The organism is Paraburkholderia sp. C35, from assembly GCF_003121405.1.
Taxonomy (GTDB): domain Bacteria; phylum Pseudomonadota; class Gammaproteobacteria; order Burkholderiales; family Burkholderiaceae; genus Paraburkholderia.
The window spans coordinates 32,036-56,372 of sequence record NZ_QBUY01000049.1; the positions used below are offsets into that span (position 1 = coordinate 32,036).

General features: G+C 62.2%; 25 protein-coding genes. 9 read left to right on the forward strand and 16 right to left on the reverse strand.

The genetic code is table 11. The features are described from left to right. Positions 1–190 precede the first annotated feature (190 nt). The 4 genes from DK391_RS25355 to DK391_RS25370 form a co-directional block, all read right to left on the reverse strand. Positions 191–514 (reverse strand): c-type cytochrome, encoded by a 324-nt coding sequence (locus DK391_RS25355; protein ID WP_239482946.1) that lies wholly within the window; start codon positions 512–514, stop codon positions 191–193. 29 nt (positions 515–543) lie between these two features. Further along, on the reverse strand, positions 544–1,341 hold the full coding sequence (locus DK391_RS25360; RefSeq protein WP_109480751.1) for a BON domain-containing protein: 798 nt from the start codon (positions 1,339–1,341) through the stop codon (positions 544–546). 20 nt (positions 1,342–1,361) lie between these two features. After that, positions 1,362–1,949, reverse strand: a complete 588-nt coding sequence (locus DK391_RS25365) for a phosphoheptose isomerase (RefSeq protein ID WP_109480752.1) — start codon at positions 1,947–1,949, stop codon at positions 1,362–1,364. A 216-nt stretch (positions 1,950–2,165) separates the two neighbouring features. Next, complete coding sequence (locus DK391_RS25370; RefSeq protein ID WP_109480753.1) at positions 2,166–2,636, reverse strand: YraN family protein; 471 nt, start codon at positions 2,634–2,636, stop codon at positions 2,166–2,168. On the opposite strand from DK391_RS25370, the gene rsmI reads away from it, so the two are divergent. Further along, positions 2,635–3,510 (forward strand): 16S rRNA (cytidine(1402)-2'-O)-methyltransferase, encoded by an 876-nt coding sequence (gene rsmI, locus DK391_RS25375; RefSeq protein ID WP_109480754.1) that lies wholly within the window; start codon positions 2,635–2,637, stop codon positions 3,508–3,510. The genes DK391_RS25370 and rsmI overlap by 2 nt on opposite strands. Positions 3,511–3,596: 86 nt before the next feature. Here rsmI and DK391_RS25380 read toward each other — a convergent pair whose 3' ends face one another. After that, the gene (locus DK391_RS25380) at positions 3,597–4,196 is read right to left on the reverse strand and encodes a septal ring lytic transglycosylase RlpA family protein (protein ID WP_109480755.1); all 600 of its coding nucleotides are present in this window, start codon (positions 4,194–4,196) and stop codon (positions 3,597–3,599) included. A 641-nt stretch (positions 4,197–4,837) separates the two neighbouring features. Between DK391_RS25380 and DK391_RS25385 the strand changes: the two genes are divergently transcribed. The 3 genes from DK391_RS25385 (at position 4,838) to DK391_RS25395 (ending at position 6,657) form a co-directional block, all read left to right on the forward strand. Beyond that, complete coding sequence (locus tag DK391_RS25385; RefSeq protein WP_109480756.1) at positions 4,838–5,482, forward strand: MBL fold metallo-hydrolase; 645 nt, start codon at positions 4,838–4,840, stop codon at positions 5,480–5,482. After that, positions 5,479–6,093: an exonuclease gene (locus DK391_RS25390; protein WP_109480757.1), complete on the forward strand. Its 615-nt coding sequence runs from the start codon at positions 5,479–5,481 to the stop codon at positions 6,091–6,093. Before DK391_RS25385 ends, DK391_RS25390 begins: the two co-directional genes overlap by 4 nt. Before the next feature lie 105 nt (positions 6,094–6,198). Next, a complete protein-coding gene (locus DK391_RS25395) occupies positions 6,199–6,657 on the forward strand; it encodes an Lrp/AsnC family transcriptional regulator (protein ID WP_012399541.1) in 459 nt (152 codons plus the stop codon). 55 nt (positions 6,658–6,712) lie between these two features. Here DK391_RS25395 and DK391_RS25400 read toward each other — a convergent pair whose 3' ends face one another. The 3 genes from DK391_RS25400 to DK391_RS25410 form a co-directional block, all read right to left on the reverse strand. Next, a complete protein-coding gene (locus DK391_RS25400; protein WP_109480758.1) occupies positions 6,713–7,915 on the reverse strand; it encodes a cation diffusion facilitator family transporter in 1,203 nt (400 codons plus the stop codon). A 245-nt stretch (positions 7,916–8,160) separates the two neighbouring features. Beyond that, positions 8,161–8,466, reverse strand: coding sequence for an H-NS histone family protein (locus DK391_RS25405; protein ID WP_109480759.1), 306 nt, complete (start codon positions 8,464–8,466; stop codon positions 8,161–8,163). A gap of 359 nt (positions 8,467–8,825) precedes the next feature. Then, on the reverse strand, positions 8,826–9,491 hold the full coding sequence (locus DK391_RS25410) for a pyridoxamine 5'-phosphate oxidase family protein (protein ID WP_109480779.1): 666 nt from the start codon (positions 9,489–9,491) through the stop codon (positions 8,826–8,828). A 267-nt stretch (positions 9,492–9,758) separates the two neighbouring features. Here DK391_RS25410 and DK391_RS25415 point away from each other — a divergent pair, with 267 nt between their 5' ends. Next, a complete protein-coding gene (locus DK391_RS25415) occupies positions 9,759–10,970 on the forward strand; it encodes an MFS transporter (RefSeq protein ID WP_109480760.1) in 1,212 nt (403 codons plus the stop codon). Positions 10,971–11,330: 360 nt separating this feature from the next. On the opposite strand, the gene DK391_RS25420 is transcribed toward DK391_RS25415, so the two are convergent. Then, on the reverse strand, positions 11,331–12,329 hold the full coding sequence (locus DK391_RS25420) for a cupin-like domain-containing protein (RefSeq protein WP_109480761.1): 999 nt from the start codon (positions 12,327–12,329) through the stop codon (positions 11,331–11,333). A gap of 217 nt (positions 12,330–12,546) precedes the next feature. Next, on the reverse strand, positions 12,547–13,692 hold the full coding sequence (locus DK391_RS25425; protein WP_109480762.1) for a branched-chain amino acid ABC transporter substrate-binding protein: 1,146 nt from the start codon (positions 13,690–13,692) through the stop codon (positions 12,547–12,549). A 704-nt stretch (positions 13,693–14,396) separates the two neighbouring features. Here DK391_RS25425 and DK391_RS25430 point away from each other — a divergent pair. Next, a complete protein-coding gene (locus tag DK391_RS25430; protein WP_109480763.1) occupies positions 14,397–15,095 on the forward strand; it encodes a dienelactone hydrolase family protein in 699 nt (232 codons plus the stop codon). A 107-nt stretch (positions 15,096–15,202) separates the two neighbouring features. After that, positions 15,203–16,708, forward strand: a complete 1,506-nt coding sequence (locus tag DK391_RS25435) for an amidase (RefSeq protein WP_109480764.1) — start codon at positions 15,203–15,205, stop codon at positions 16,706–16,708. Here DK391_RS25435 and DK391_RS25440 read toward each other — a convergent pair. The 5 genes from DK391_RS25440 to DK391_RS25460 all read right to left on the reverse strand — a co-directional run bounded on the left by DK391_RS25440 (position 16,705) and on the right by DK391_RS25460 (position 21,590). After that, a complete protein-coding gene (locus DK391_RS25440; RefSeq protein WP_109480765.1) occupies positions 16,705–18,015 on the reverse strand; it encodes an MFS transporter in 1,311 nt (436 codons plus the stop codon). The two genes, DK391_RS25435 and DK391_RS25440, sit on opposite strands and share 4 nt — an antisense overlap. Positions 18,016–18,270: 255 nt before the next feature. Continuing rightward, positions 18,271–18,582, reverse strand: a complete 312-nt coding sequence (locus tag DK391_RS25445) for a high-potential iron-sulfur protein (protein ID WP_109480766.1) — start codon at positions 18,580–18,582, stop codon at positions 18,271–18,273. 130 nt (positions 18,583–18,712) lie between these two features. Next, a complete protein-coding gene (locus DK391_RS25450; protein ID WP_109480767.1) occupies positions 18,713–19,819 on the reverse strand; it encodes an NAD(P)/FAD-dependent oxidoreductase in 1,107 nt (368 codons plus the stop codon). A 279-nt stretch (positions 19,820–20,098) separates the two neighbouring features. Next, positions 20,099–20,386 (reverse strand): DUF4148 domain-containing protein, encoded by a 288-nt coding sequence (locus DK391_RS25455; RefSeq protein ID WP_109480768.1) that lies wholly within the window; start codon positions 20,384–20,386, stop codon positions 20,099–20,101. Between the two features lie 226 nt (positions 20,387–20,612). Then, a complete protein-coding gene (locus tag DK391_RS25460) occupies positions 20,613–21,590 on the reverse strand; it encodes an AAA family ATPase (protein ID WP_109480769.1) in 978 nt (325 codons plus the stop codon). 325 nt (positions 21,591–21,915) lie between these two features. On the opposite strand from DK391_RS25460, the gene DK391_RS25465 reads away from it, so the two are divergent. After that, positions 21,916–22,425: a hypothetical protein gene (locus DK391_RS25465; RefSeq protein WP_109480780.1), complete on the forward strand. Its 510-nt coding sequence runs from the start codon at positions 21,916–21,918 to the stop codon at positions 22,423–22,425. A gap of 28 nt (positions 22,426–22,453) precedes the next feature. Next, positions 22,454–23,251 (forward strand): endonuclease/exonuclease/phosphatase family protein, encoded by a 798-nt coding sequence (locus tag DK391_RS25470; RefSeq protein WP_109480770.1) that lies wholly within the window; start codon positions 22,454–22,456, stop codon positions 23,249–23,251. A gap of 15 nt (positions 23,252–23,266) precedes the next feature. On the opposite strand, the gene DK391_RS25475 is transcribed toward DK391_RS25470, so the two are convergent. After that, positions 23,267–24,253, reverse strand: coding sequence for an aldose 1-epimerase (locus DK391_RS25475; RefSeq protein WP_109480781.1), 987 nt, complete (start codon positions 24,251–24,253; stop codon positions 23,267–23,269). Positions 24,254–24,337 lie beyond the last annotated feature (84 nt).

The window sequence follows — 24,337 nt, forward strand, 5'->3', positions numbered from 1 at the left end:
GGCTGCGGAATCTGGATGGAGATTGCCTTAGGAGAATAGTAGATCGTGCCGCGCAGACAGCGGCAGACAAGCGACGGGAAGGAGAGGTGATGGCCGATCACAGGACGGTGCGACTCGCGTCTGAACCGCTGCCCAATGTGCTCACGATGACAGTGCCGCGAAACTGAGTCTCGCGGACACCCACAGCAGATTACTTCGAAGGCGCTCCCGCGAGCACCCAGTCGACGACCGTTCGAATATCGGCGTCATTCATCGCCGGATGCGCGGGCATGGGGATCGCGCCCCACACGCCAGAGCCGCCGTCCTTGACCTTCTTCGACAGCAAAGCCGGCGCGCCGGCATTTCCCTTGTATTTCTCGGCGACTTGCTGAAACGAAGGCCCAACCAGCTTCCGGTCAACCGCATGACAACCCATGCACGCGTTGGCGCGAGCGATCCCTAGCCCACGCGGCGATGCATCGGCGGCATGGGCAGCATGGATGGCAAACACGCCGGCCGCTACCCAGATTCCCATGCACGCCCGAACAGCAAACCGGCTGACGCTCATTGCGGCGCCTTCGGATTGCCCGGATGTACCTGCGTCGAATTGCTCACAGGCGCGGGCGCCTGCTGGTCCAGCGGCTTCGACGTCACGGTCGAATCCGGCACCGCGCCCGAGGTCACTTCGGAATCCGGCTGCGCAGCAGCAGGCGCACCCGAAGCCGCCGATGCTGCCGCCGCCGTCGCAGCCGCCGCTTCCTGCGGCTGGATGTACTGGAACACCTTCACCACCTGCGTTACGCCCGGCACGCGGCTGGCCACATCGGCGCCGCGATTGCCTTCATCGACGGTCACGAGGCCCATCAGATAGATCGAGCCGCGCTCGCACACGACCTTATAGTTGTTCGACGAGATGTCCTTCTCGGCGATCAGCGCCGTCTTCACGCGCCCTTCCAGATACGTGTCGTTGCTGCGCGACGAGAACGAGCTGGCAGGCGCCACCGTCAATTCGTTGATGATCGCGTTCACGTTGTTGAGGCTGCGCACAACCGATTCGGCGCGCGCCTTGGACACCTCGCCCGCGACCTCACCCGTCAGCAGCACGCGGCGGTTGAACACCGTCACGTTCACGTGCGCGGTATCCGGCAGGTTCTGGCTGATCAGCGACATCGCCTTGACCTGAATTTCGCGGTCTTCCGTCTGCGCGCCGAGCGTGCGCCGGTCGGTCGCGACCAGTGCACTGCCGCCCGCCGCCGCGCCCACAGCCAGCACGCAGCCCTGCAACGTCGCAGCCAGCCCGGCGACGAGACCGACCACCAGCGTGGTCCTCACAAACGTACTCTTCACGCGATATGCGCTCATCTACTCGCTCTCCTTCGGAATCATTCTTCGCCGAGCAACATCGCATCGATGCCGTCGCACAGGCTATGGATGGTCAACAGATGCACTTCCTGCACGCGCGCCGTACGATCGGACGGCACGCAAATATGGATATCGGTGTCGTGCAGCACTTCGTTCATCTTGCCGCCGCCCTTGCCCGACAGCGCGATCACGATCATCTCGCGGTCATGCGCGTCTTCGATGGCAGCGAGAATACTGGCTGGATTGCCCGACGTGGAGATCGCGAGCAGCACGTCGCCGGGCTGGCCGAGCGCGCGCACTTGCGTCGCGAAAATCTGGTCGAGCGAGGCATCGTTGGCGATGCCCGTGATGATGGAGGAATCCGTCGTCAGCGCGATGGCGGCCAATGCGGGCCGCTCGCGCTCGAAGCCGCCGATCAGTTCGGCGGCGAAGTATTGCGCGTCGGCAGCGGACCCGCCGTTGCCGCACGCGAGGATCTTGTTGCCGTTTGCGAGCGCGGCAAACATCGTATCGACGGCCGCCGCGATCGGCATCGACAGGGATTCCAGTGCTGCGAGTGTGACTGCCGCGCTATCGCGGAAGTGTTGTTGAATGCGTTCGACTGACATCGACTCTCTATCGTGCACTGCATGCGCTGCCCGCCTGGCAGCGCTGGTTCAATTTAAGTATGTTGCCGTCCCCGCGCGGCACTCTGCGGCCAGCGGGTTCCGCAAGCTCGCTGCGCGTTCCTTGTTGCTGCGTCCAATCGAACACAGCGCGCCGGAACACGCGCCGCCTTTTACGCGTGCGCAAGTTTACCGTACTCGCGCGCTGAAACTGCCTGCTTAACAGCCGTCTGCGCGAAATGCGTCACGTAGCCACACCAGACGTCCGCGCTCGAATGCGATCACGTCGAAGCGGCATGCGGGCAACGCGCCATCATGCGACGCCAAAAAGTGCTGCGCGGCGCGCAGGATGCGCTGCTGCTTGCGCCACACCACGCTCGCCGCCGCGCCGCCGTAGTTGCCATGCGCTCGCGCGCGCACTTCGACGAACACCAGCGTGCCGTCGGGCGCCCGCATCACGAGATCGATCTCGCCGCCGCGGCACACCACGTTACGTGCGACGAAGCGCATGCGCTGCCGCTGAAGAAAGGTCAACGCGTGCGCTTCGAATGCTGCACCGACGGTTTTGGACCGTGCGCCGCCCGAAAAGTTGTGCGGTCCTCGCGCGGTATCGCGTGTGCGATCTCGTGCGCCAGCGGCTGCGTGGCACAATGTCGGCCTTGTTTCGTCTGTTTGTGTCTTCTGTGTCATGACTCCTCTTTCCGAACTCGCGCAAGGACAGCAGTACCCTGCTGCCGCGCTCTATGTCGTGGCCACGCCGATTGGCAACATCGCCGATATCACGCTGCGCGCGTTGCACGTGCTCGGCCTCGTCGATCGCATCGCCGCCGAAGACACACGCAACACGGGCCAACTGCTGTCGCGCTACGGCATCTCGAAGCCGCTCGTCGCCGTGCATCAGCACAACGAACGCGAGTCGGCGCAGCGCATCGTCGAGTATTTGCGGGCGGGCGAGCGCGTCGCGTACGTCTCAGATGCAGGTACGCCCGGCATCTCGGACCCAGGCGCAAAACTCGTCGATGCCGTGCGCGAAGCCGGTTTCACCGTCGTGCCGATGCCGGGCGCGAGCGCGCTGGCCACTGCGCTCAGCGTTGCGGGCGATTGGGTCGCGACGTTCTCGTTCCTCGGCTTTTTGCCGCCGAAAGCAAAACAGCGCGCCGCCGCGCTCGCACCGCTCGCGAAGCATGCTCACGCGATGGTGTTCTACGAAGCGCCGCATCGGATCGTCGAAACGGTGCAGGCACTCGCCGATGCTTTTGGCGGCGAACGGCGTCTGTTGATTGGCCGCGAATTGACGAAATTACATGAGGGATTGCATCGCTGCACCCTGGCCGAAGGGCCTAGGTGGCTGGAAGAAGATGCCAACCGGCAGCGTGGAGAATTCGTGCTGGTGGTGGAAGGCGCGCCCGTCGACGCCGAAGGTGAGCAGGATCACGACGCGCTGCTTCAGACACTGCTGGAAGAATTGTCGGTGAGCAGCGCGGCGAAACTCGCCGCGACACTCACGGGCGCCTCGCGCAACGCGTTGTACACGCGGGCGCTGGCGCTGAAGAAAGAGGACTAGAAACAAAAAAGGGCCGCGAGGTGATTCACCCGCGGCCCTTTCTTCTGAGGACATGATCTGTCCTCAGCTATCTCGATCAGACGATCTTACTTCTCGTTCGAGTCGCCCTGATTCGACGCCAGGATTTCCTTCATCTCGGCTCTCGCTTCACGCTGCGACAAACCTTCGATCTTCACGCGCGCCGTGCCGGCATGCGCCAGATGCAAAATTTTCGCAGCTGCGTAAGAAAGATCGAGCACCCGGCCGCGCACGTACGGACCACGGTCGTTGATCTTCACGACGACCGTGTCGTTCGTAGCCGGGTTGGTCACGCGCACGTACGAGCCGAGCGGCAGCGTGCGGTGCGCGGCCGTCAGCGCGTTCATGTTGAAGCGCTCGCCGTTGGCCGTCTTGCGACCGTGGAAGCCGCGCCCATACCACGACGCGCGGCCAACCTGCTGGAAATCACCGACGTTCGGGCCGTCGGACAAGGGTTCTGCGTCGGCGAGCTTGCCTTTCTGGTCTGCCGTGTCAGGCAGATTGTTCAGTCCTGAACCGTACGACTGGGGCGCAACGGTATTGCGCGCGTCATTGGTCGTGGCGGACACACCGCTGACCTGGGTGTTCGCGCCAGGAGGCACCGCACATGCGGACAGTGCCAAAAAGGCAAAAACGCTCCCAACACGTCGGGGTAGCCGAGTTTTCATAAGACAAATCAATGCAATGCGAGCCGCAAAACGCGAAATGGCTGCGTGTTAGCTTGCGACTCCGGCGGCAAGGGACAAGCGCGCACTGCGCAACGCTGGCGCAGGACGACGAAAGCCCGGACGCGGCACACTCAGCCGCTACCGCACGGTTAGTTTTCACGTCTGACGCAACTGTCCCCGCAGTTTCGGCCAGACCCCACAAGCCGCCATCGAACGTTTACACGTTCGTGCGCCGGAAACTCACGGCGCTCAGGAAGGCGGCGTAGGCCCCATCCAGCGTTACGGCAGCGAGGCCGTAGCAGGCGCGTGGCACCTGGCTAGACAGGACGTGCGCATCGAAAAAAGCGATCGATGCTGGATTTGCTATCGGATAACCCGACGGCACATGCTTGATGGTGAAGCAGCAGCGCTCGTTCCCGTTTCATAGGACAAAACGCCATTTCACCCAAAAGACGGTGCGGTTTCCCACACCCATTACGTGCATTATAGCAAAAACACAATTCTGTGTTCTCTACCTGCACATGCGCCCGATGAATTCTCACTATTACTGCAAAAATGCGCATTGAGTAGTCGGCTTTCCGGCCAATGGCAACGGGCGCAGCCGTCGGTACAATCGAGTTTTTCCTGCATCGCGCCCTGCCATGAAAGTCACCCTGATCCCCGTTACGCCGTTCCAGCAGAACAGTTCCCTGCTCGTTTGCGAGGCGACGGGGCGAGCGGCCATCGTCGATCCGGGCGGCGATCTCGACATCATCAAAGGTGAGGTCGAGCGGCAGAACGTGTCGGTCGAAAAGGTGCTGCTCACGCATGGACACATTGATCACTGCGCGGGCGCAAAAGCAATCGCCGATCACTACGGCGTGCCGATCGAAGGTCCGCATGTCGATGAACGCTTCTGGATCGACAAGTTGCCCGAGCAGAGCGTGCGCTTTGGCTTTCCGGCTGCCGAGGCATTCGAGCCGACGCGCTGGCTCGACGACAACGACACCGTCAGCTTCGGCGACGAAACGCTCGAGGTTTATCACTGTCCTGGCCACACGCCGGGTCACGTGATCTTCTTCAGCCGCGTGCACCGGCTCGCGCTGGTGGGCGACGTGCTGTTCGCCGGTTCGATCGGCCGTACCGACTTTCCGCGCGGCAACCACGGCGACCTGATCCGCTCGATCCGCGCCAAGCTCTGGCCGCTCGGCGACGACGTCACGTTCGTTCCCGGTCACGGGCCAACATCGACATTCGGCGACGAACGCCGCACGAATCCCTACGTCGCGGACGGAGTCAACGCATGAGCGCGGAAATCTATGTGAGCACCGACGTCGAAGCGGACGGCCCGATACCCGGCCCGCATTCGATGCTGAGTTTCGCCTCCGCCGCCTATACCGCCGACAAGCAGTTGATCGGCACGTTCTCGGCGAATCTCGAACTGCTCGAAGGCGCAGCGCCGCATCCCGTGCAGGAAGCGTGGTGGAAAACGCAGCCGGAAGCGTGGGCGGCCTGCCGCAAGGATCTGCAGCAACCGGCGTCGGCGCTGGTGGCCTATGTCGAATGGGTCGAGGCGTTGCCTGGCAAACCGGTGTTCGTCGCCATGCCGGCGGGCTTCGATTTCACCTTCATGTTCTGGTACATGATGCGGTTCACCGGACGCTGCCCGTTCTCGTGGTCGGCGCTGGACATCAAGACGCTCGCGTTTGCGATGACGGGGCTGCCGTATCGCAAGTGCATCAAGCCGCGTTTTCCGAAGCACTGGTTCGACGATCACCCACACACGCACGTCGCGCTCGACGACGCGATCGAGCAAGGCGCACTCTTCTGCAACATGCTCGCGGAACTGCGGGCCAGCCAGAACGCCGTAGCGGCTGAAAACGATACCGACGATTCAGGACAAAAACCCGCCGAGTAGGCGCCAAATTAGGGAATCTCCCTCAGCATCAGCGGTTTGCATTGCGTTTCGTTTCCGCGGCCTCTACCATTAACGGGAAAAGGCGACGCGACAACGGAGGCGCAGTTGACACTCGATACGTTCTCTCAAAAGATCCTGCGTCTTTTGCAACTAGACGCGCGCCGTTCGGTGCAGGAGATTTCCGACCAGGTCGGCCTGTCCAGCACGCCGTGCTGGCGGCGCATCAAGGACATGGAGCAATCGGGCATCATCCAGCGCTACACGGCGCTGCTCGATCGCGAAAAGCTCGGTTTGCACGTATGCGCGCTCGCGCATATCCATCTCACCCGGCACACCGAGGGCGGCGTCGAGCAGTTCGAGCGCGAAATCGCTACCTGCCCCGAAGTGACCGAGTGCTACAGCACCACGGGCGAATCGGACTACATCCTCAAGATCGTCGCGCCCGACATCAAGGCGTACGACACTTTCCTTCACGACCGCATCTTCAAGATTCCGGCTGTCGCGCAGGTTCGCACGAGCGTCGTGCTGCGCGAGATCAAGTTCGATACGCAACTGCCTCTGTAAGCGGCGCACTCTCTGGCAGAGGCGGGACTCCCTGCACGCCTCCGTCAAGGTACGCTCAACCGTCACCGCGCGGCTCGCGCTGCAATTCCGCGCCAGCCGTCGACACATCCACCGCGTGCGTCACATTCAGCCGGCGCGCGCCGAGCTTGCGCTTGAGCGTCTCCAGATCGATCCGTGCCAGATGTTGCGCCTCGCTTTCCAGCGCTTCCAGCCTGGACGGTTGCAATGTCACTTCGATGTCGAGTCCCGTGCTCAGATAATGCAGGTTCACGTTAGCCGCCCGGAGTCCCTGCGCGGCGAGCGCCGCTTCGACTTCGGCCACGATCGTTGCACGCGGCGGCAGGTTGACCGGCGGACGCGCAATCGCGTCGTTTTCGGGATCGACGTGAATCAGCGCGTCGAGCACACGATTATCGGATAGCACCCGCGCGCGCGCCGTCTCTGCGATGTAATGGCCTTCGGAAACCGAGATCATCGGGTCGACGAGAACATGCGCGTCGACCAGTGCAAAGTCGCCCATCTTGCGCGTGCGTAATTCGTGGACGTCGCGCACGCCGGGTGTGGTCAGAATCCGCGCGCGCAGATCGGCGGTGTCGGACTCGTCGAGCGCGCGATCGGACAGGTCTTGCAGCGCGTCCCAGCCGAAGGTCCAGCCCATTCGCGCGACCATGAAGCCGACCACGGCTGCTGCAACGGGATCGAGCACGCGCACGCCCGCGAGACTCCCGACAATGCCCAGCGCCACCACCAGCGACGACGCCGCGTCCGATCGCGCATGCCACGCATTGGCGATCAGCATGGCCGAACGCACGCGCTCCGCTTCGCGCAACATGTAGCGAAAGAGCGCTTCCTTCGACACCAGCACGACTACCGCAACCGCGAGCGCGCTCAAATGAACGGCGGGGATGCTGTCCAGATCGGTGAGCCGTGTGGCGGCGCGCCACAACATACCGCCGCCCACGGCAATCAGCAGGCCGCCGAGAAATAGCGACGCGACCGTTTCATACCGGCTATGTCCGTAATTGTGATCCGCATCCGGCCCGACGCCGCTATGGCGATTGGCAATCAGCACGACAAAATCGGAAATCAGATCGGCAAGCGAATGCACGCCGTCTGCGACGAGCGCCTGGGAATGCGCGATCACGCCTACGACAATCTGCACCGACATCAGAACCGTATTGAGTCCGATGCTGACGTAAGTGCTTTTGCGCGCGACGCGCTGTTTTTCCGCGGATTGAGCGGTCTGGTTGGAAGGCATTTGAAGGCAAACGGGTTCGTTACCATTTATTCTACCCGTCGCTTTGTGAAGCCGCTCTTAAGCACACAAAAATACCTTTTAAATCATGTGCTTATCATAATGCGAAGCATTCTCACCAAACTGGAGAGGATCGGGGCCTCGTTTGTCCTAAGAAACGAAAAGACTTCGCCCAATAAAAAACCGCGCTTCCGAATGGAGCGCGGTTTTTCTTAATGCGTTGCTTGCGATGCAAGCCTTAAGTCATATTATTTCTCGATGAGAAATTTTTCGCGTTCCTGACCAGCAATCCAGCGCGGCGGCTTGCCACGGCCTGACCACGTGCTACCGCTCGCGGGATCACGATATTTGGGTGCAACACCTGCGCGGGGACGCCCCGCTGCCTTTGCGGCTTTTGCGCGCGGGCCACCGCCGAGCTCAGCCAGCGAAATGCCGTAATCGGACATTTTCTGCTTGATCTCGTTTAACACTTCCGCATACTCGCGCGCTTTTGCCTCTTCGATCTGCTTTTCGAGCTTTTCGCGCTGCGCGAGTAGTTCCCTGTAGGAGGACATAGTTTCCTTGTGGTTCAATAAATGGACGAGCGGTCTATGCCGATTAGTCCGGAAAGTGATCATGCCTCGGAATTTGCAGGCGAGATTAACACAAAATTGAAACCCCAGAAAAGAGACAGTCGAAAATTAATTAATCTCAATTTCATAAACTTTCACGAAACTGGCAATCGCGGGTTTCAGCCGGTCGAATTATTCTTTCACTGAATAACGCTCATCTGAGGAATAAATTCATATTTAACTGGCAAACCATGAAAAGCAATGGTTAATTCATTCCACAACATTTCATGCCATGCGAGTTTTATCCGGCAAAATGTAAAATCCCGCCCCGTATTGCGGTAAAAACGGCAGTGCTTTAACCGCTACGCATCGAGCGCGCGCGCGATGCAATCATCGAGTGCCACACGCAGGCATTCGGCATCAGGCGCGGGCGAATCGAACATCACACGGGTGCGCACTCCCGACATCTTCAGATCGGCGCCATACCGGTCGACACCCAGCAACTGCATATGCGCCGGACGCTTCGGGTGATCTTCGAAAAACGCCAGCAGCGCGGTTTCTTCATCGAATGAAACGGGGTCGAGCGGATCGAGGTCCGCCGCACTCAGCCAGCCCATCGCGCCAAATCCGCCGATATACCGCATCCGCTCGATCGACATCACCCAGAACGAGAAATCGCCCAGCACCAGATAACGCTCGGCATCAGGCTGATAGCGCAGATAGCGCTGGATGACGGACGGCGCGGGATCGACATGTTCGAAGGTGCCGACGAGCGTGATGCGCTGGCCGTTGAGCACATCACCGTCGGGCGCGTGCACGATCAGGAAGCCCGCACGCGGATCGGAATGCAGGTTGCGCGTGTGTTCGGCGAGACGGCTCACGAGAATGGTCGGGCGATGCTGTGCATCCGGCGCGAACGGCAGCACGGTCGGGTACGGAAACCCTTGCGGCTGGCGCGCATGCGTGGCGAGCGTGCCGATCGCGGCCTGATGCAGCAGGTGCAGCGGAGCGTGAGCGGGAATGTTCAAGTGCGCGTCCTCGTCGAATGTTTTCATGGCGCGCGATGCCCGTCGACATCACCCGGCCGCAAACAGGCCGGACACTGCGCGTGGAAAGTAGATATTAGTTCAGGGACTTCCCCGCACGACATCGCGCGCTTCGCTAGAATGTGGAAGCGCTTTCACTTCGCTTTCTGCTGCCAGGCTTCAGCGTTCGCACTTGCGCTGCTGCGGCGCTGTTTATTTACGCGACTTCCGCATTGCCCGCGCGTTGCTTATCTACTCACCGAGTCACCCGTGTCCGACCACCCGTCCGAATCCGCATCCTTACCCGCCGCGCATCGCAATCTGTCTGTCAGCGCGCGCAACCGGGCCCGCTACGCGACGATGGCGCTCTTTTTCATCGCGGGGATGATGTATGCGTCGTGGGGCGTGCACGTGCCGACGGTGCGCGACCGCTTCCAGCTGAATCCGGCGATGCTGTCGCTCGCGCTGTTCGCGGTGGCGGGCGGCTCGATCGGCGCGATGGTGACCAACGCGCCGGGGATCGCGCGGGTCGGCACGCGGCGCGCCTGTCTCGCCGGCGGGCTCGTGATGTCGGCGGCAGGCGCGTTGATCCTCGTGGTGCCTTATTACTGGATGCTGCTGGTGCTGCTCGCGTTCTTCGGCGCGGGCATGGCAACGCTCGACGTCGCGATGAACGCCGAAGCGAGTGCCGTCGAAGAAGCGCTCGGCCGGCCGATCATGTCGTCGCTGCACGGCATGTTCAGCGTCGGCGGGATGGCGGGCGCGGCCGTCGGCGGCGCGGCGCTCGCGCACGGCATGGCGCCCGCCGTGCATCTGCTGCTCGCCGCGCTGATCAGCGCTGGCGTGCTCGTGGCTGCGTGTCCTTCGGTTTTGCCGCACGTTCCGCATGCCGATCATCCGGATGCACACACGCCGCGCGGCAACCGCTGGCGCTCGCCCGCGTTGTGGGCGCTCGGCGGAATCGCGCTGATTGCGCTGATTGCCGAAGGCGCGATGTACGACTGGGCGACCGTCTACATGCGCGATGTGGTGGTGTCGACGCCTGCTGTCGCGAGCGCCGCTTATGCCGCGTTCTCTGGCGGCATGGCCGCCGCGCGCTTTGCAGGCGATGCGGTGCGCGCACGCTTCGGCGCGCCGCAACTGATCGCGGCGAGCGCGTCGCTAGCCTGTGCGGGCATGATCGGCGCGCTGCTTCTGCCCACGCCAATCGCCGCGTTGACGGGCTTCACGCTGATGGGCCTCGGTCTCGCCAACATGATGCCCGTGCTGTTCGCGGCCGCCGCGCGCGTCAAGGGCATCCACGCAGCCGAAGGACTCGCGCATGTCGCGGGCCTCGCCTATTTCGGCTTGCTGCTCGGGCCGGTGATCATCGGCGGCGTGGCGCAGGTGACGAATCTGCCCATCGGCCTGTCTGTCGTCGCGTTGTGTGCGGCGCTGGTCGCATTCATCGGACCGAAGGTGCTGCGCCGGCTCGGTATCTGATCGACGCGAGCCTTCAGCGTCGCACGCTTCACTCACGTCGTTCCCGTCACTCGCGTTACGTTACGCGCGCCGCATATGTCCGCATGTTCCGCGACACATCGCGTTTGAACCGCGCGCGACATGCTGCACAGCACGTCCGGGCGCCTGATTCTGCAAGGCTCGCGCGCAATCGACGCCGATCCGGTCGCAATGGCATAGCCCTTGCAATTCATTCCATGCGTATGAAACGCTGCTTCGACGGGAACGCATCAAGCGCGTCCCGTGCAACCAGACAACTAACGACGGCAACTGAAGCGTCAGGGGGGAACGGCGGACCAGAACATCGGTCCGCCGTTTTTTTATCTCAGCGTGCAAGCCCGCTCACAACTCGCGATACGTGCTGTACGTCTGGCCGAAATCGTTGCGTTCGAGAAAATTCGTGTACGTCATCGTGACGGACGCATCGAGCGCCTCGACGTAATGCCACCAGCCAATCGGCACGAACAGCAGTTCGCCCGGCTCGAGCGTGCATTCGATCACGCGCGCCCGCTCGAACGAAGGAAAGCGCTCGACGTCGATCGCCCCGCCGTCGACCTGCGAATAGCAATGCAGATGGTTGTACATATGCGCGGTATCGGTGAGCGGCACGAGCAGAATGCGCTTGCGGCCCATCACCTGCGCCATCAGGTTGTTGGTCAGGTCGTGATGAAACGGCGTCTTCGTACCGGCGGGACCGAACCAGAAAAAGCCGGCGTCGGCAGGCGCCGCATCCAGATACTCGCCAATGGACGGCGCGTCCGCCCACAGCGCAGCGAGCGCCGTACGATTGCGCGACGCGTTGTTCGCCGTCATGTAGAAATCGTTCGTCACGCCCGCGCGCTCGACGAGCTCCACGTACTCGCCAAAGCGCATCACGCGCTTCAACTGCGGCTGATTGATCTCGTAGTTCGTGTCGGCTTCACGCCCGAACTGCACTTCCACTTCGGCGCGACCACAGCGCGCGCGGAAGTAATCGAAATTCCACAGCTTGCGCGCGGGCCATGAATCGAACATGCCGGTGACGATCACAGGCCGGTTCTGGAAATAGAACTGCTCGTAGAACGCCTCACGCGACAGACGCGCGTGACGCTCGATACGCGCCGCGCCGGCGCGCATCCCGTTGAGCTCGCCACACACGGAAAGCATCCATTCGCGCTTGCGCAAACGATTGCGCAAGCGCGAACCCGCTAGAAAATAAGGGCTTTGCTGCGCGCTACCGATTTCGCATAACGCCTGCTCGCGCTCGAATCCATGCTCGATGAGCACGGCGTGCACGGCTTCCGGCGATGCGTCGAGCAACAGGTTCTCGGCGATCCAGCGCCGCCATTCGTCATCGATCATTCGTGTCACGACCGCATCCCCTCGCGTGGTTTTCCTGATTCGACCATAACGCCGTTACTGCATCCAATGCACAAAAAAGAAATGCGCGGACAGGCGCGCAAATGAGACAGGCAAAACAAAAGGCACGCGGGAAAACCCACGTGCCTCTAAGCCTTTTCAGGCTGGTTCGCGTCTGCGAACAGCGGCGAACCGCGTCCGCAGATTACACGAACGGCTATTACATCTTCACGACGTCGAGCAGCGTCTTCTTGCCCGACTTGTAGTTGTACAGCGAGATCACGCCGTGCTTCAGGTCGCCCTTCGAGTCGAACGTGGTTTCGCCGATCACACCCTTGTAGTCCGTGTTCGGCATTGCTGCGAGGATCTTTGCCGGATCCGTCGAGCCAGCACGCTTCATTGCGTCGACGATGATGTACACAGCGTCATACGTGAACGGAGCGTAGATCTGGATCGGCTGACCGAAACGCTTCTGATACTTGGCCTGGAATTCTGCGCCGCCAGCCATCTTCTCGAGTGCCATACCGGCTTCCGAGCAGACGATGTTGTCGGTTGCGTCGCCAGCCAGGTCAGACAGCTTGTCCGTACACACGCCGTCGCCAGCCAGCACCTTCGCGCGCAGGCCGAGCTGCTTGGCTTGCTTGGCGAACGGGCCGCCCGTTGCATCCATGCCGCCGTACATGATCGCGTCCGGGTTTTCGCCCTTGATCTTCGTCAGAATGGCGCGGAAGTCGACAGCCTTGTCGTTCGTCGCGTCATGCGACATCACGTTCAGGCCCAGCGACTTTGCCGTCTTTTCGAATTCGTTGGCGAGACCCTGGCCGTATGCCGTCGAGTCGTCGACGATCGCGACGCTCTTGACCTTCAGACCCTTGGCTGCGTAGTTAGCCAGTGCCGGACCTTGTTGCGCATCGGTCGCGACGACGCGGTACGTCGTCTTGAAGCCTTGTTGCGTGTAGGCCGGGTTCGTTGCCGACGGCGAGATCTGAACGATGCCTGCATCGCTATAGATCTTCGAAGCCGGGATCGACGTGCCCGAGTTCAGGTGGCCGACCACTGCGACGACCTTGTCGTCAACCAGCTTCTGTGCAACCTGCGTAGCCGTACGCGGGTCAGCTGCGTCGTCCTGTGCATCCAGTTGCAGCGTGATCTTCTGGCCGCCGATCGTCAGACCCTTGGCGTTGATCTCTTCAACCGCGAGACGTGCGCCGTTTTCGTTGTCCTTGCCCAGGTGAGCAATGCCACCCGTCAAAGGTGCAACGTGGCCAATCTTGACGGTTTCGTCGGCCATAGCCGTCGTCGCCAACGTTGCAAACAGCATCGCCGCAGCGCTGATCGGCAACAGCTTTTGGATTTTGGTGTTCATGTAAGTCTCCGATTTCGGTCCCGAAAAACAACGTAATCGCCCTTGTGCCCCGCTTCCTACCGTGTCGCTCAAATCCCGTGGACGACTCCGCCGGTTGCATCGTTATGCACTTGGCAAGCACGCGTTCCAGCCTGTTTGTGGCAGGTGGCGCCCCGCGCTTGCGCGCAAGTGTAGGCCATCAAATTAATTTGTGGGGTTTTTTTGAGGAAGTGGGAACAACACCAATAGCGTTTATCCCACTTAGTCGTGAAAGGCGCGCCTCATATGGCCGGAAAGCAACGGCTGGTGCGGCTTTCCGGCATACGAGGCTTTCTTCTATAGCGTCGCTATCAACCTTTTCGGGCTTCATCCGTTAATGGGCCTGATGTGCGCCCATCGCGTCATAACGGGTAAACACAATAGTGATAAAGCATCCTTGAGAACGTTCTCAAGCGTTCCGAAGCGACGCACTCTATATAGAGTACGAGTGCCGTTTTCGACGCTCTAACGTCATCGGCCATCATCGATCCACATCGCGCATGCGGGCCGCTTGCTGCATTTTTCAGCAGCGTGCGTTTCAATCCCCTTACGGTAAGCCTGCCGCGCGGGCCGCTCGCTGCAGACGCATTCTTTTTTTGGCACACTGGGCGCCCGCTGCGGGCGAGATGCCCGCAAACGATTGCCCGCCCGATAGCGGCTTCACCGTTTATGCAAGGAGAAAAAACGTGAGCGTGACTTCCCGATGGATCGACATTCAAACCGGCAATGATTCGTTTGGCGCCTATATGTCGACGCCGAAAAGCGGCAAGGGCCCGGCCGTCATCATCATTCAGGAGATCTTCGGCGTGAACGGCCACATTCGTGACGTCGTCGATCAATACGCGCAAGACGGCTACATCGCGATTGCACCGGATATTTTCTGGCGCACGCAACCGCGCGTGGAACTGACCTACGCCGGCGCGGATCGCGACAAGGGCATCGAGATCCTGCAGAAGACCGATGTCGATCTCGCTGTCGCCGACATCGGCGCAACGGCTGCCGCGCTGCGCGCGATGCCGGAAGTAACGGGCAAGGTCGCGGGCATCGGCTACTGCTTCGGTGGCCGTCTTGCGTATCTGGCTGCGGCTGAAGGCCTGCTCGATATCGCCGTGTCGTACTACGGCGGCGGCATCCAGAACGCGCTCGACAAGGCGCCGCAGATCAAGATTCCGCTGCAGTTCCACTATGGCGAACTCGACCACGGCATTCCGCTGTCGGCCGTCGGCGAGGTGAAGGAGCGCTTCGCGGGCCGCGACGACGTCGAACTGTATATCTACCCGAACGCCGATCACGGCTTCAACTGCGATCATCGCGCGAGCTACAACCAGCACGCATCGGCACTCGCGCATGGCCGCACGCTGACTTTCCTCGGCACCCACGCGTAAGTTACGCTAGAGGCGCGACGCGGTTGCGTCGCGCCCTGCGCTGTCATTCAGGGCGCACAGCCCGCGCGCGACGTCATCAGCATTCCAGTTGAACGGGGGCCGTCGTCGTGCAATCCGATTATCTCGATCATGACGCGATCGGTCTCGCCGATCTCGTGCGCAAGCGCAAGGTGAGCGCCCGCGAATTGCTGGAAACGGCTATCGCGCGCGCCGAAGCCGCCAATCCTGCGATCAACGCAATCGTGCTGAAGGACTATGACGCCGCGCGCCAGCGTGCGTCGCGCGAAGCGGCGAACGGCAACGGCAATGGCGAGGCAATCGGCGACGGGCCGCTCGCGGGCGTGCCGTATCTGGTCAAGGATCTCGGCTTGCCCGTCAAAGGGCTGCGCATGTCGATGGGCAGCCGCCACTACCGCCACTTCATTCCCGACGAAGACGCACCGCTCGTCACGCGCACGCGCGCAGCCGGCCTCAATATTTTCGGCAAGACCAGCACGTCGGAAATGGGGCAGATGCCTTATACGGAACCCGAACTATTTGGACCGTGCCGCAATCCGTGGAGTCTCGATCACACGCCGGGCGGTTCGAGCGGCGGCTCGGCTGCCGCTGTCGCGGCGGGCATCGTGCCGCTCGCGCATGCATCGGATGGCGGCGGCTCGATCCGCATTCCTGCTTCATGCTGCGGCCTGTTCGGCCTGAAGCCTTCGCGCGGACGGCAGCCATCGAACGCCGTCCCCGCGCCCGGCGATCTCGGCATCGATCACGCCGTCTCGCGCAGCGTGCGCGACAGTGCGCTGCTGCTCGATCTCACCTCGGGCAACGCCGATCGTCCGATGGGCGCGCCGGGCACTTTTCTCGCCGCCACGAGCGAGCCGTGCAAGCCGCTGCATATCGCCTTCGTCACCGATCCGATGCTGGCCGTCACGCTATCCGCCGACGCCCGCGCCGCACTCGACGACGCCGCGCAACTCGCAGCATCGCTCGGTCACCATATCGAACCCGTGACGCTCGGCGTCGATTTCGCGAGCCTGCGCGAAGCGTTTCTGATGATCTGGTCGGTCAGCGCAGAAAATCTTGTCTTGAGAGCCGATCAGATCACGGGGCGCAAACCGAATCGTGAGGAATTCGAAATCGCCACCTGGACGATGGGCCATATCGGCCGCAAGTTCGGCGAACGCGAATTGCCCGCCGCGCTCGAAGCGCAGCGCCAGGTGAGCGCGAAGCTCACGGATCTGATGACGCGCTACGACGCCATCCTGTGCGCGACGCTCGCGTCCGCGCCGATCAAGATCGGTGAAATGCAGCCGACTGCTATCGAGAAAATGCAGATGCGCGCCGTCACCACCGTGCCCGTCGAGCCGCTGATGCGCAAGCTGCTGACGGAAGTGTCGAACAAGGCGTTCGCGTGGGCGGGCTGCACCGAACTGTTCAATCTGACGGGACAACCGGCGATGTCCGTGCCGCTCTACTGGAACGCGCGCGGTCTGCCGATCGGCGTGCAGTTCGCCACGCGCGAAGGCGGCGAAGCGACGCTGCTCCGGCTCGCCGCGCAACTCGAAGCGGCGCGGCCATGGTTCGACCGCCGGCCGCCGCTGATGCCGGCGCGCAGCTAGCGGCGCTCCAGTGCATCGACGGGTTTGCGCATCGCGTCGAGATCGGCGTGACGTTTCGCGGGCACGCACGCGATGGCGAGAATCGATAACGCGAGCCCGCACATCACGTAGTACGTCGGCGCGAGCGGTGAGCCTGTCGTCCTGATCAGCCATGTGACGATGAACTGCCCGAAGCCGCCGAACAGCATCACCGCGAAGTTGTACGCGAGCGAAAGGCCAATCGAGCGCACGTTGGCTGGAAAGAGTTCCGCCATCAGCGCGCCGAACGGTCCGTAGTAGCCGGACAACGCGATCGACAGCACGGCCTGCACGAGCACCAGTTTCGATACGCTCGGCGCGGCTTCGAGCCACGCGAACAGCGGATAGATCAGCACCAGCGTCAGAGCCAGCGACCATAACGACAAACCCTTGCGTCCGATGCGATCGGACCACGCGCCCGCCACGGGCGACAACACCATCAGCAGCAGATTCCCGACGATCACCGCCGTGAACGAATCCGAATAAGGCAGCTTCAGTTGCTTCACCGCGAAGGTGGGCAGATAGCTGATCAGCACGTAGATCGTCACGGTAAGCGCGATCACCGAACCGAGGCCGCACATCACGTCGCGGCTGTGGTGAGTGAGCACCTCGCGCAGCGTCGCCGGGCGAGCAGTCTGCTTCGCATGCAAAAATGCTTCGGAATCCGCGAGATTGCGGCGAATGTAGAAACCGATCGGCCCGATCACCAGACCGAGAATGAACGGCACGCGCCAGCCCCACGACTTGAGCGCTTCCGGCGACAGACCGCGCGTCACGGCCGCGCCGACCACGGCACCGAGCAGCAGCGCAGCGGCCTGGCTCGCCATCTGCCAGCTGCCATAGAAACCGCGCTTCGAAAACGGCGCCGCTTCGATCAGCAGCGCCGTCGAACTGCCGAACTCGCCGCCCGCAGAGAACCCTTGCAGCAAGCGTCCAACGACGATGATGATCGGCCCGCCGATGCCGATGGCCGAATACGGCGGCGCAATTGCCAGCAGCAGAATGCCTAGCGTCATCAGCGCGATTACCAGCGACAGCGCAGCTTTACGTCCAGCGCGATCGGCGTAAAGGCCCAGCACGATGCCGCCGACAGGCCGCATCACGAAGGCGACGCCAAAGCTCGCGGTAGTCAGAAGAATGGACGCGTAGTCGCTGCTGGCGGGAAAGAAGAGTTCGGCGATGACGACGGTGAGGAAGCCGAACACGATGAAGTCGTACCACTCGAGCGCGTTGCCGATGACGGCCGCCGTGACCGCACGCGTGTTCAAGCTCCTCGCTGCTAGTGACATCGGTGTCTCCGGCCTTCGTCGAGGCGTCGGGTGCGTTGGATTGAACTGGTTCGAATGGGCCCGTCGTGGTGGCCCCGCTCGCACGCCATGCGAGTGTAAAAGAGCACGACATCCGATTTCAAGCGACTTTCATACGACAAAGAGCGCATCGCCGCATTGCACGGCGTGCGCTCTATCCGCTGCTGCGAGAGGCAGGCACGGCGATGCTGCGTTGCATCGCCCGAACCATGCCCATGGAGACTGACGGTCTTTGTCTTAGGCCTTCTTGTTATATGCGCTGCACCAACCCTTGCTCGCGACCTGCTTGCCCGCGAACATCGGGCAGCCTGCGTAGGCGTCGGTGGCCTTGCCTTGATAGAAACTGCAGTTGCCGCAATCCTGGCCGGCGGCGTACTTGGCGTACTTGGCCTTGTCGACTTTCGATGCGTCTTCTACATAGCCGAGCGCCTTGGCGGTCGGATCGGCTTCCGTCACCTTGGGTGCGTCGGCGAATGCCTGGCGCGACAACGCGAGCGTCGATGCCACACCGATGCTCGTAATCAGAAACGTACGACGGGAATTGTTCATGGGGACTCACTCCATTGGTATTGTGGGGATCTACGCCGTTCTGACGACAGCGGTCCCCAAGCATAGCAATGAAGCTGACGCGCGTGACGCGTCAAATGTCGGTCATAAGGGAATCGATAGCGTGTGGGTTTCAGGCGCGTCCGCTGACTTCGCACACGCGCTGCGCAATCGCCAGCGATGCCGTCAAACCCGGCGACTCGATACCGAACAGATTCACCAGCCCGCGCACGCCGTGTGCAGCCGGACCTTGAATCTGGAAATCGGCGGCAGGTTCGCCCGGACCCGACAGCTTCGGACGGATACCCGCATACGCAGGCTGCAGCGCGTGATCGGGCAGCGCAGGCCAATACGCGCGAATCGCTGCATAGAAGGAATCGGCGCGATGCGGATCGACGTCGTAGTTGATCGAATCGACCCACTCCACGTCCGGGCCGAAGCGCGCCTGGCCGCCGAGATCGATGGTCAGATGCACGCCGAGACCTGCCTCGTTCGGCATCGGATAGATCAGCCGGTTGAACGGTGCGCGCCCCGAGATGCTGAAGTAGTTGCCGCGCGCCAGATAAAGCGGCGGCACGTGACGCGCGTCGAGACCGCGAATCTTGCGGGCGATCCTGTTCGCGTGAAGTCCTGCGCTGTTGATGACGCATGCCGCGCCGATGGTTGTCGGTGAACTGCCGCCAACCTTGACGACGAAACGCCCGTTGACGGCTTCGATCTCTTCGACAGGCGCATGGAACGCACATACCGCACCGTCGCGTTCGGCATCGCCCTGAAGCGCGAGCATCAGTTGATGGCTATCGACAATGCCGGTCTGCGGCGAGAACACCGCTTCCACACATTGCAGCGACGGCTCCAGCGCCTGTGCCTCTTCGCCGCTGATGCGCATCAGGTCGAGCACGCCGTTTTCCTTGCCGCGCGCCATGATGCTTTCGAGCTGGGGAACCTGGTTGCGCGCCGTGGCGACCAGCAGTTTGCCGCAACGCTGATGCGGCACGCCGCGCTCCGCGCAGTAGTCGTACAGCATTTCGCGCCCGCGCACGCATAGCGTCGCCTTGAGCGAGCCGCGCGGATAGTAGATGCCCGCGTGAATGACTTCGCTGTTACGGGAACTCGTGCCGACGCCGATGGCTTCCGCCGCTTCGAGCACGATCACTTCACGCCCGCGCGCAGCCAGTGCACGCGCGACGGCAAGACCGACGACACCGGCGCCGATCACCACACATTCGATCTGATCCATGTCCGTTGGACGCGGCTCAACGCGCCGCGTTCTACCTCGTCATTCACCAGGATTCGATAGCGTGCGGCGTCTTCATGACCGTGACCGCGTGCTGTCGAACGCTTCACCTGCACATTGCGAAATCACGCGACGCGCTACAGACACAAATGCCCGCAGCCTTGGGCGGCTGCGGGCATCGATAGGTGGGAACGCGTCGGGCGTTTGACTCAGTGTACGCCCACGACGCCCATTCCTGGTGAATTTGGCGGACTCGTTCCGCCTGCGCCACAACAGGCTTGATCAATCCTCGGCAGTTGTGCGCTTGAACAGATGACGGATGTCGACGTGTGCAACGGGGACCGTATAACCGCCCGTCGCGAACTGCTGCGGATACGCAGGCGCATTCGGGTTCAGGCTCAGTTCACCGTTGGCGCGGGCTTGCGCCAGTTCCGTGCGGACTTCGGCACGCGTTTTCGGCGCGTTGATCGACGACGGCGTTTGCGTCGGAGCCGGGCTATAGCCGCTCGCGAAAGCAGGAGCAGCAACGACAGCGGAAATCAGCAGAGCGGCAAGCGAGAGCTTCTTCATGATCGGTTCCTGAGGTGGTCTGGTTCGAAACGCATTTGCATTTCAGTGAACGCAGTCTAGCCCTCGGCTATCGAGTTGCCGACCCTCATTAACGAAATTGACTGTTGTTGCAAACTGTTCAAATGCAATCGGAAACGCCTTAAATTCGCTATGAAATAGGCACATAACTGAAACAATGAACAGGCCGCTTGCGTGCGGCCCGTTCGCATAAACGGCGCAATACGCGTCAGAAACCGATCGGTTTGCGGCGCGAGTTGTAGTCGAGGCGAATATCGTCGGCGTTCATGTGATCGCGGTTTGCGATGCGCGCGGAGCCGAATCCGTTCAGGATCGCGCGCCGCATTTCGCGCGGCGACGCCTGCATCAGCGCGTCGAGCGCCGCGCCGCCGAGCTGCACCGGAAAACGCTGGCCCCAACCGTGCGCCGAGCGGATCTCGTCGTAGATCGACTGCGCGATGCGCCGCGAGCCTTCGCGGTCCGGCGGCGGAATCTCGTAGACGTTCATCCGGTTCATGATCGGCTCGGGAATCGCGCGCTCATCGTTGGCCGTCGCGATCCAGATCACATGACCCGCGTTGATGGGAATCTCCGCGAATTCGTCGATGAAGGTTTGCGCTGTGTCATGTTCGAGCAGCGCGTAGAGCGCGCCGAGCGGATCGTATTGCGAATCGCCCGTCGCCTTGTCGATTTCATCGACGGCGATCACCGGGTTCGCATAACTGCCGTGCACGAGCGCGTCGAACACCTTGCCCGGCTTCGCGTTCTTCCATTGCGACGACGCGCCCGACAGAATCCAGCCCGCCGTCAGCGAACTCATCGCCACGTAGTGATACGCGGTGCCGAGCATGCGCGACAGCTGCTTCGCGAAATGCGTCTTGCCGATGCCGGGATCGCCGAGCAGCAGAATCGGCATCAGTTCGAGGCGGTCGTCGGTTTCGAGGCACAGCGCGACCTGCTTGCGGATGTCGTCGAGCGGTTCGGTGAAGTTGGGCAAAGAACCGATCAGATCGTCGATGGACGGCATCCGGTTCGGCTTCACGCAAAAGCGCAGATTCCCCACCTTCAGCATTTTTTCGTAGGTGCAACGCAGTGCGTCGTTGGCGCCTTCGCTGAGTTCGTTGAGCGCCGTCTCGACCTGATCCAGGTCATAGACCTTGCTGAACGATGCCACTGCAATTTCCTGTTTCACCATGGCCGTTGTCATTGCTTCCCCCGTCGTGCCGTCTTGCGCTCGCAGCGTCCCCGACGCCGCTTCAATTTCAGTGTAACGACGCCGAAATGGCATGCAAGCCAGCAGCCACGCGGGTCTGCTGCTAATCACACATAGCGGGCGAGGCAATTGCTTGAATCGTCACATGCGCACCCCATCTGCAATGCAATGTAACTGCCGCGCGCTGAACCTTGGTTCCAGATCTGGTGTCAGAAAAACCGTTATCCCGATAAAGCGTAAGATGGTCGGCGGTCGCAAGAAAGAACGCGCGAATGCCGCACGCTTGAGCGAAACGCAGCGATTCCGGAGACTTTTGTACATGTGGAAAACCAGCCTCGTCGCCGTCGTGATCGGCGCCTCGTTGGTGGCTCAGGCCACGATGGCCCAGACGCAGCCGCGCAGCGCGCCGCCTGTCGTCAAATGGGAACTGCAGGTGATGCGCGACGGTCAGCAGATCGATTCGTTCGACGGCAGCACGACCGTCGGCCAGGCGCGCACGGACACGCACCATCACGTGGTGCAGAACAATGTCGGCTGCAAGGATATGCCGGCCGGCAGCATCGACCTGTCGCGCACGCTGACCATTTCGCCGACCCAGGCCGATGCGAGCGGCGTGACGTTTTCGATCGATGCGCAGGAGACGCTCGAAGAAACCTCCACGCGCACGACCGACACCGGCTGCAAGCTGCCGCCGCAGCCGCGTCAGGTGAGCGCGAACCATCCTGGGCTGAAAGTGCCGCCGGGCAGCGACTGGGCCTCATGGACGATCGTCGACAAAGATCCGAATCTCGTATATCGATTGCGTGCAAGCGTCGCAAACAACCCGTGAACTCAATGAACGACGTGGATAACGCGGCATGCGAAACCCCGAAGAACTGATACGCGACAACCTCGACCGCAGAGACTTCATCGCCGTGAGCTGGAACCTGCACAAGGGCCGCTCGCCGCTTGGCTTCCAGGCATGGCAGGCGATGCAGCGGTGGGTGCAGTCGGTGCATGCCGATGCATATTTCCTGCAGGAAGCGATGGCGCGCCGGATGCCCGGCCCCGTGCTGGCGAGTTCGTTCGGCGCGCGCATGGGCGACATCGATAGCGATGTCTGGCATTGCCAGGCGACCGAAATCGCCGAAGCGCTGCAACTGCAGATCGCCCTCGGACCGAACGTGTTCAAGCCGTCATGGCGGCACGGCAATGCGATCCTGTCGCCGCATCCTCTCGATCTCGGCGGACGCTGGGACATCTCCGCGCACCGCTTCGAACGGCGCGGCCTGCTGGTCGCGCGTGCGACCTTTGGTGGCCGTGAAGTGACGCTGCTATGCGCGCATCTCGCGCTGACGCGCCAGGCGCGCTTGCGTCAGATGCACTGGATCGCGCACTGGATCTCGAAGGAAGCGCCGGATGGCCCGCTCGTGCTGGCAGGCGACTTCAACGACTGGCGCAACGATTCCGTGCCGCTGTTCGGCGAGCATGGACTGAAGGAAGTCGCGACCTTGCTTGGCGAGCCGGGCCGCACGTTTCCGGCGTTCTCGCCCGCGCTGGCGCTCGACAAGATGTTCGTGCGCGGCATGAAGCCGGTCGAATGGATCCAGCCGGCGCAGGAAACCGCCTGGCTGTCGGATCACCTGCCCTATATGGCGCGGCTACGCGTCGAGTGATTGCGCCGTGGCGCGTCAGTCGCGCTGCGGCGTCCAGTTGATCTCAGCGCTGATCGTTTCGCCCGGCTGAAGCACACGATAGCCCGCGCGCTCGCGAGCCTCGTCCGTGGTGGCGTTGAAGCAGTCGGTCGTATTCGTGACGGGTTCGACGCAGAGCTGCACATCGTTTGCGGGCGCGAAAATCACCATGTGGTTGAACGGGGCGTCGGCCGTCATCGTCACGCGACGACGCTCGTCCGGCCACGCAATCGTCGCGCTGCGCGCCCAGTTGCTGAAGTTGTTGTCGAGATCGAAGGCGTCGGCGCTCATGCCGGTTTTCAATGCATCGACGGCGGGATGCGGGCCGAGATGCGTCGGCAGCACGTCGGCGTCGGCGTGCCACATCTGCTCCACCTGCGCGGTAATCACCGTATTCGCCGTGCGCGGATAGTACGGGTGATGTCCCATGCCGAACGGCATCGCACTGTCCGACAGATTTTCTGCAGCGAGCGTCACGCGCAAGGCATCGCCGAGCAATTCGATGCGCTGAGTCGCGCGATAACGGAACGGCCAGTCGCCACGCGCGCCGCTATCCGGCACATGCTCGAAATGCAATTCCACCGATGAAGCCGTGCGCGCGCCGACGCGCCACGGCCTACGCCACGCGTGACCGTGCAGCGCATGCGCGTAGCGGTTGCCGTCGCCGGAAAGATCGATCACGCGGCCTTCGAACGCGAAGCGCCCGTCACGAATGCGATTGCAATACGGAAACAGCGGAAAGCTCGCCATCCGAAGCGGATCGCGGGCAGCGAGCGCCGCGCGCGTCGCGGGACGCAGCCAGTGCAGCGCGCGCGGCGACGCCTGTTCGTGTGTGGTAATGAAGTAAGCGGCAATCGCGCCGCCGACTTCCGGCGCCACCACAAGAGTCGTATCGCCGCTCGACAGCACGACCAGCGACGGATCGTCGATGCGCAGATCGGTGGCGAAATCGGCTGCGGACGGATGGGGAATGGCTTCGCGCATAGTCGTTTGAATGGGCGTGGACGGGTGCAGCGTCGGCGGGCGCGCGTGTTCGGATGCGTTCGGATGCCTTCTGCCGATGCGGCC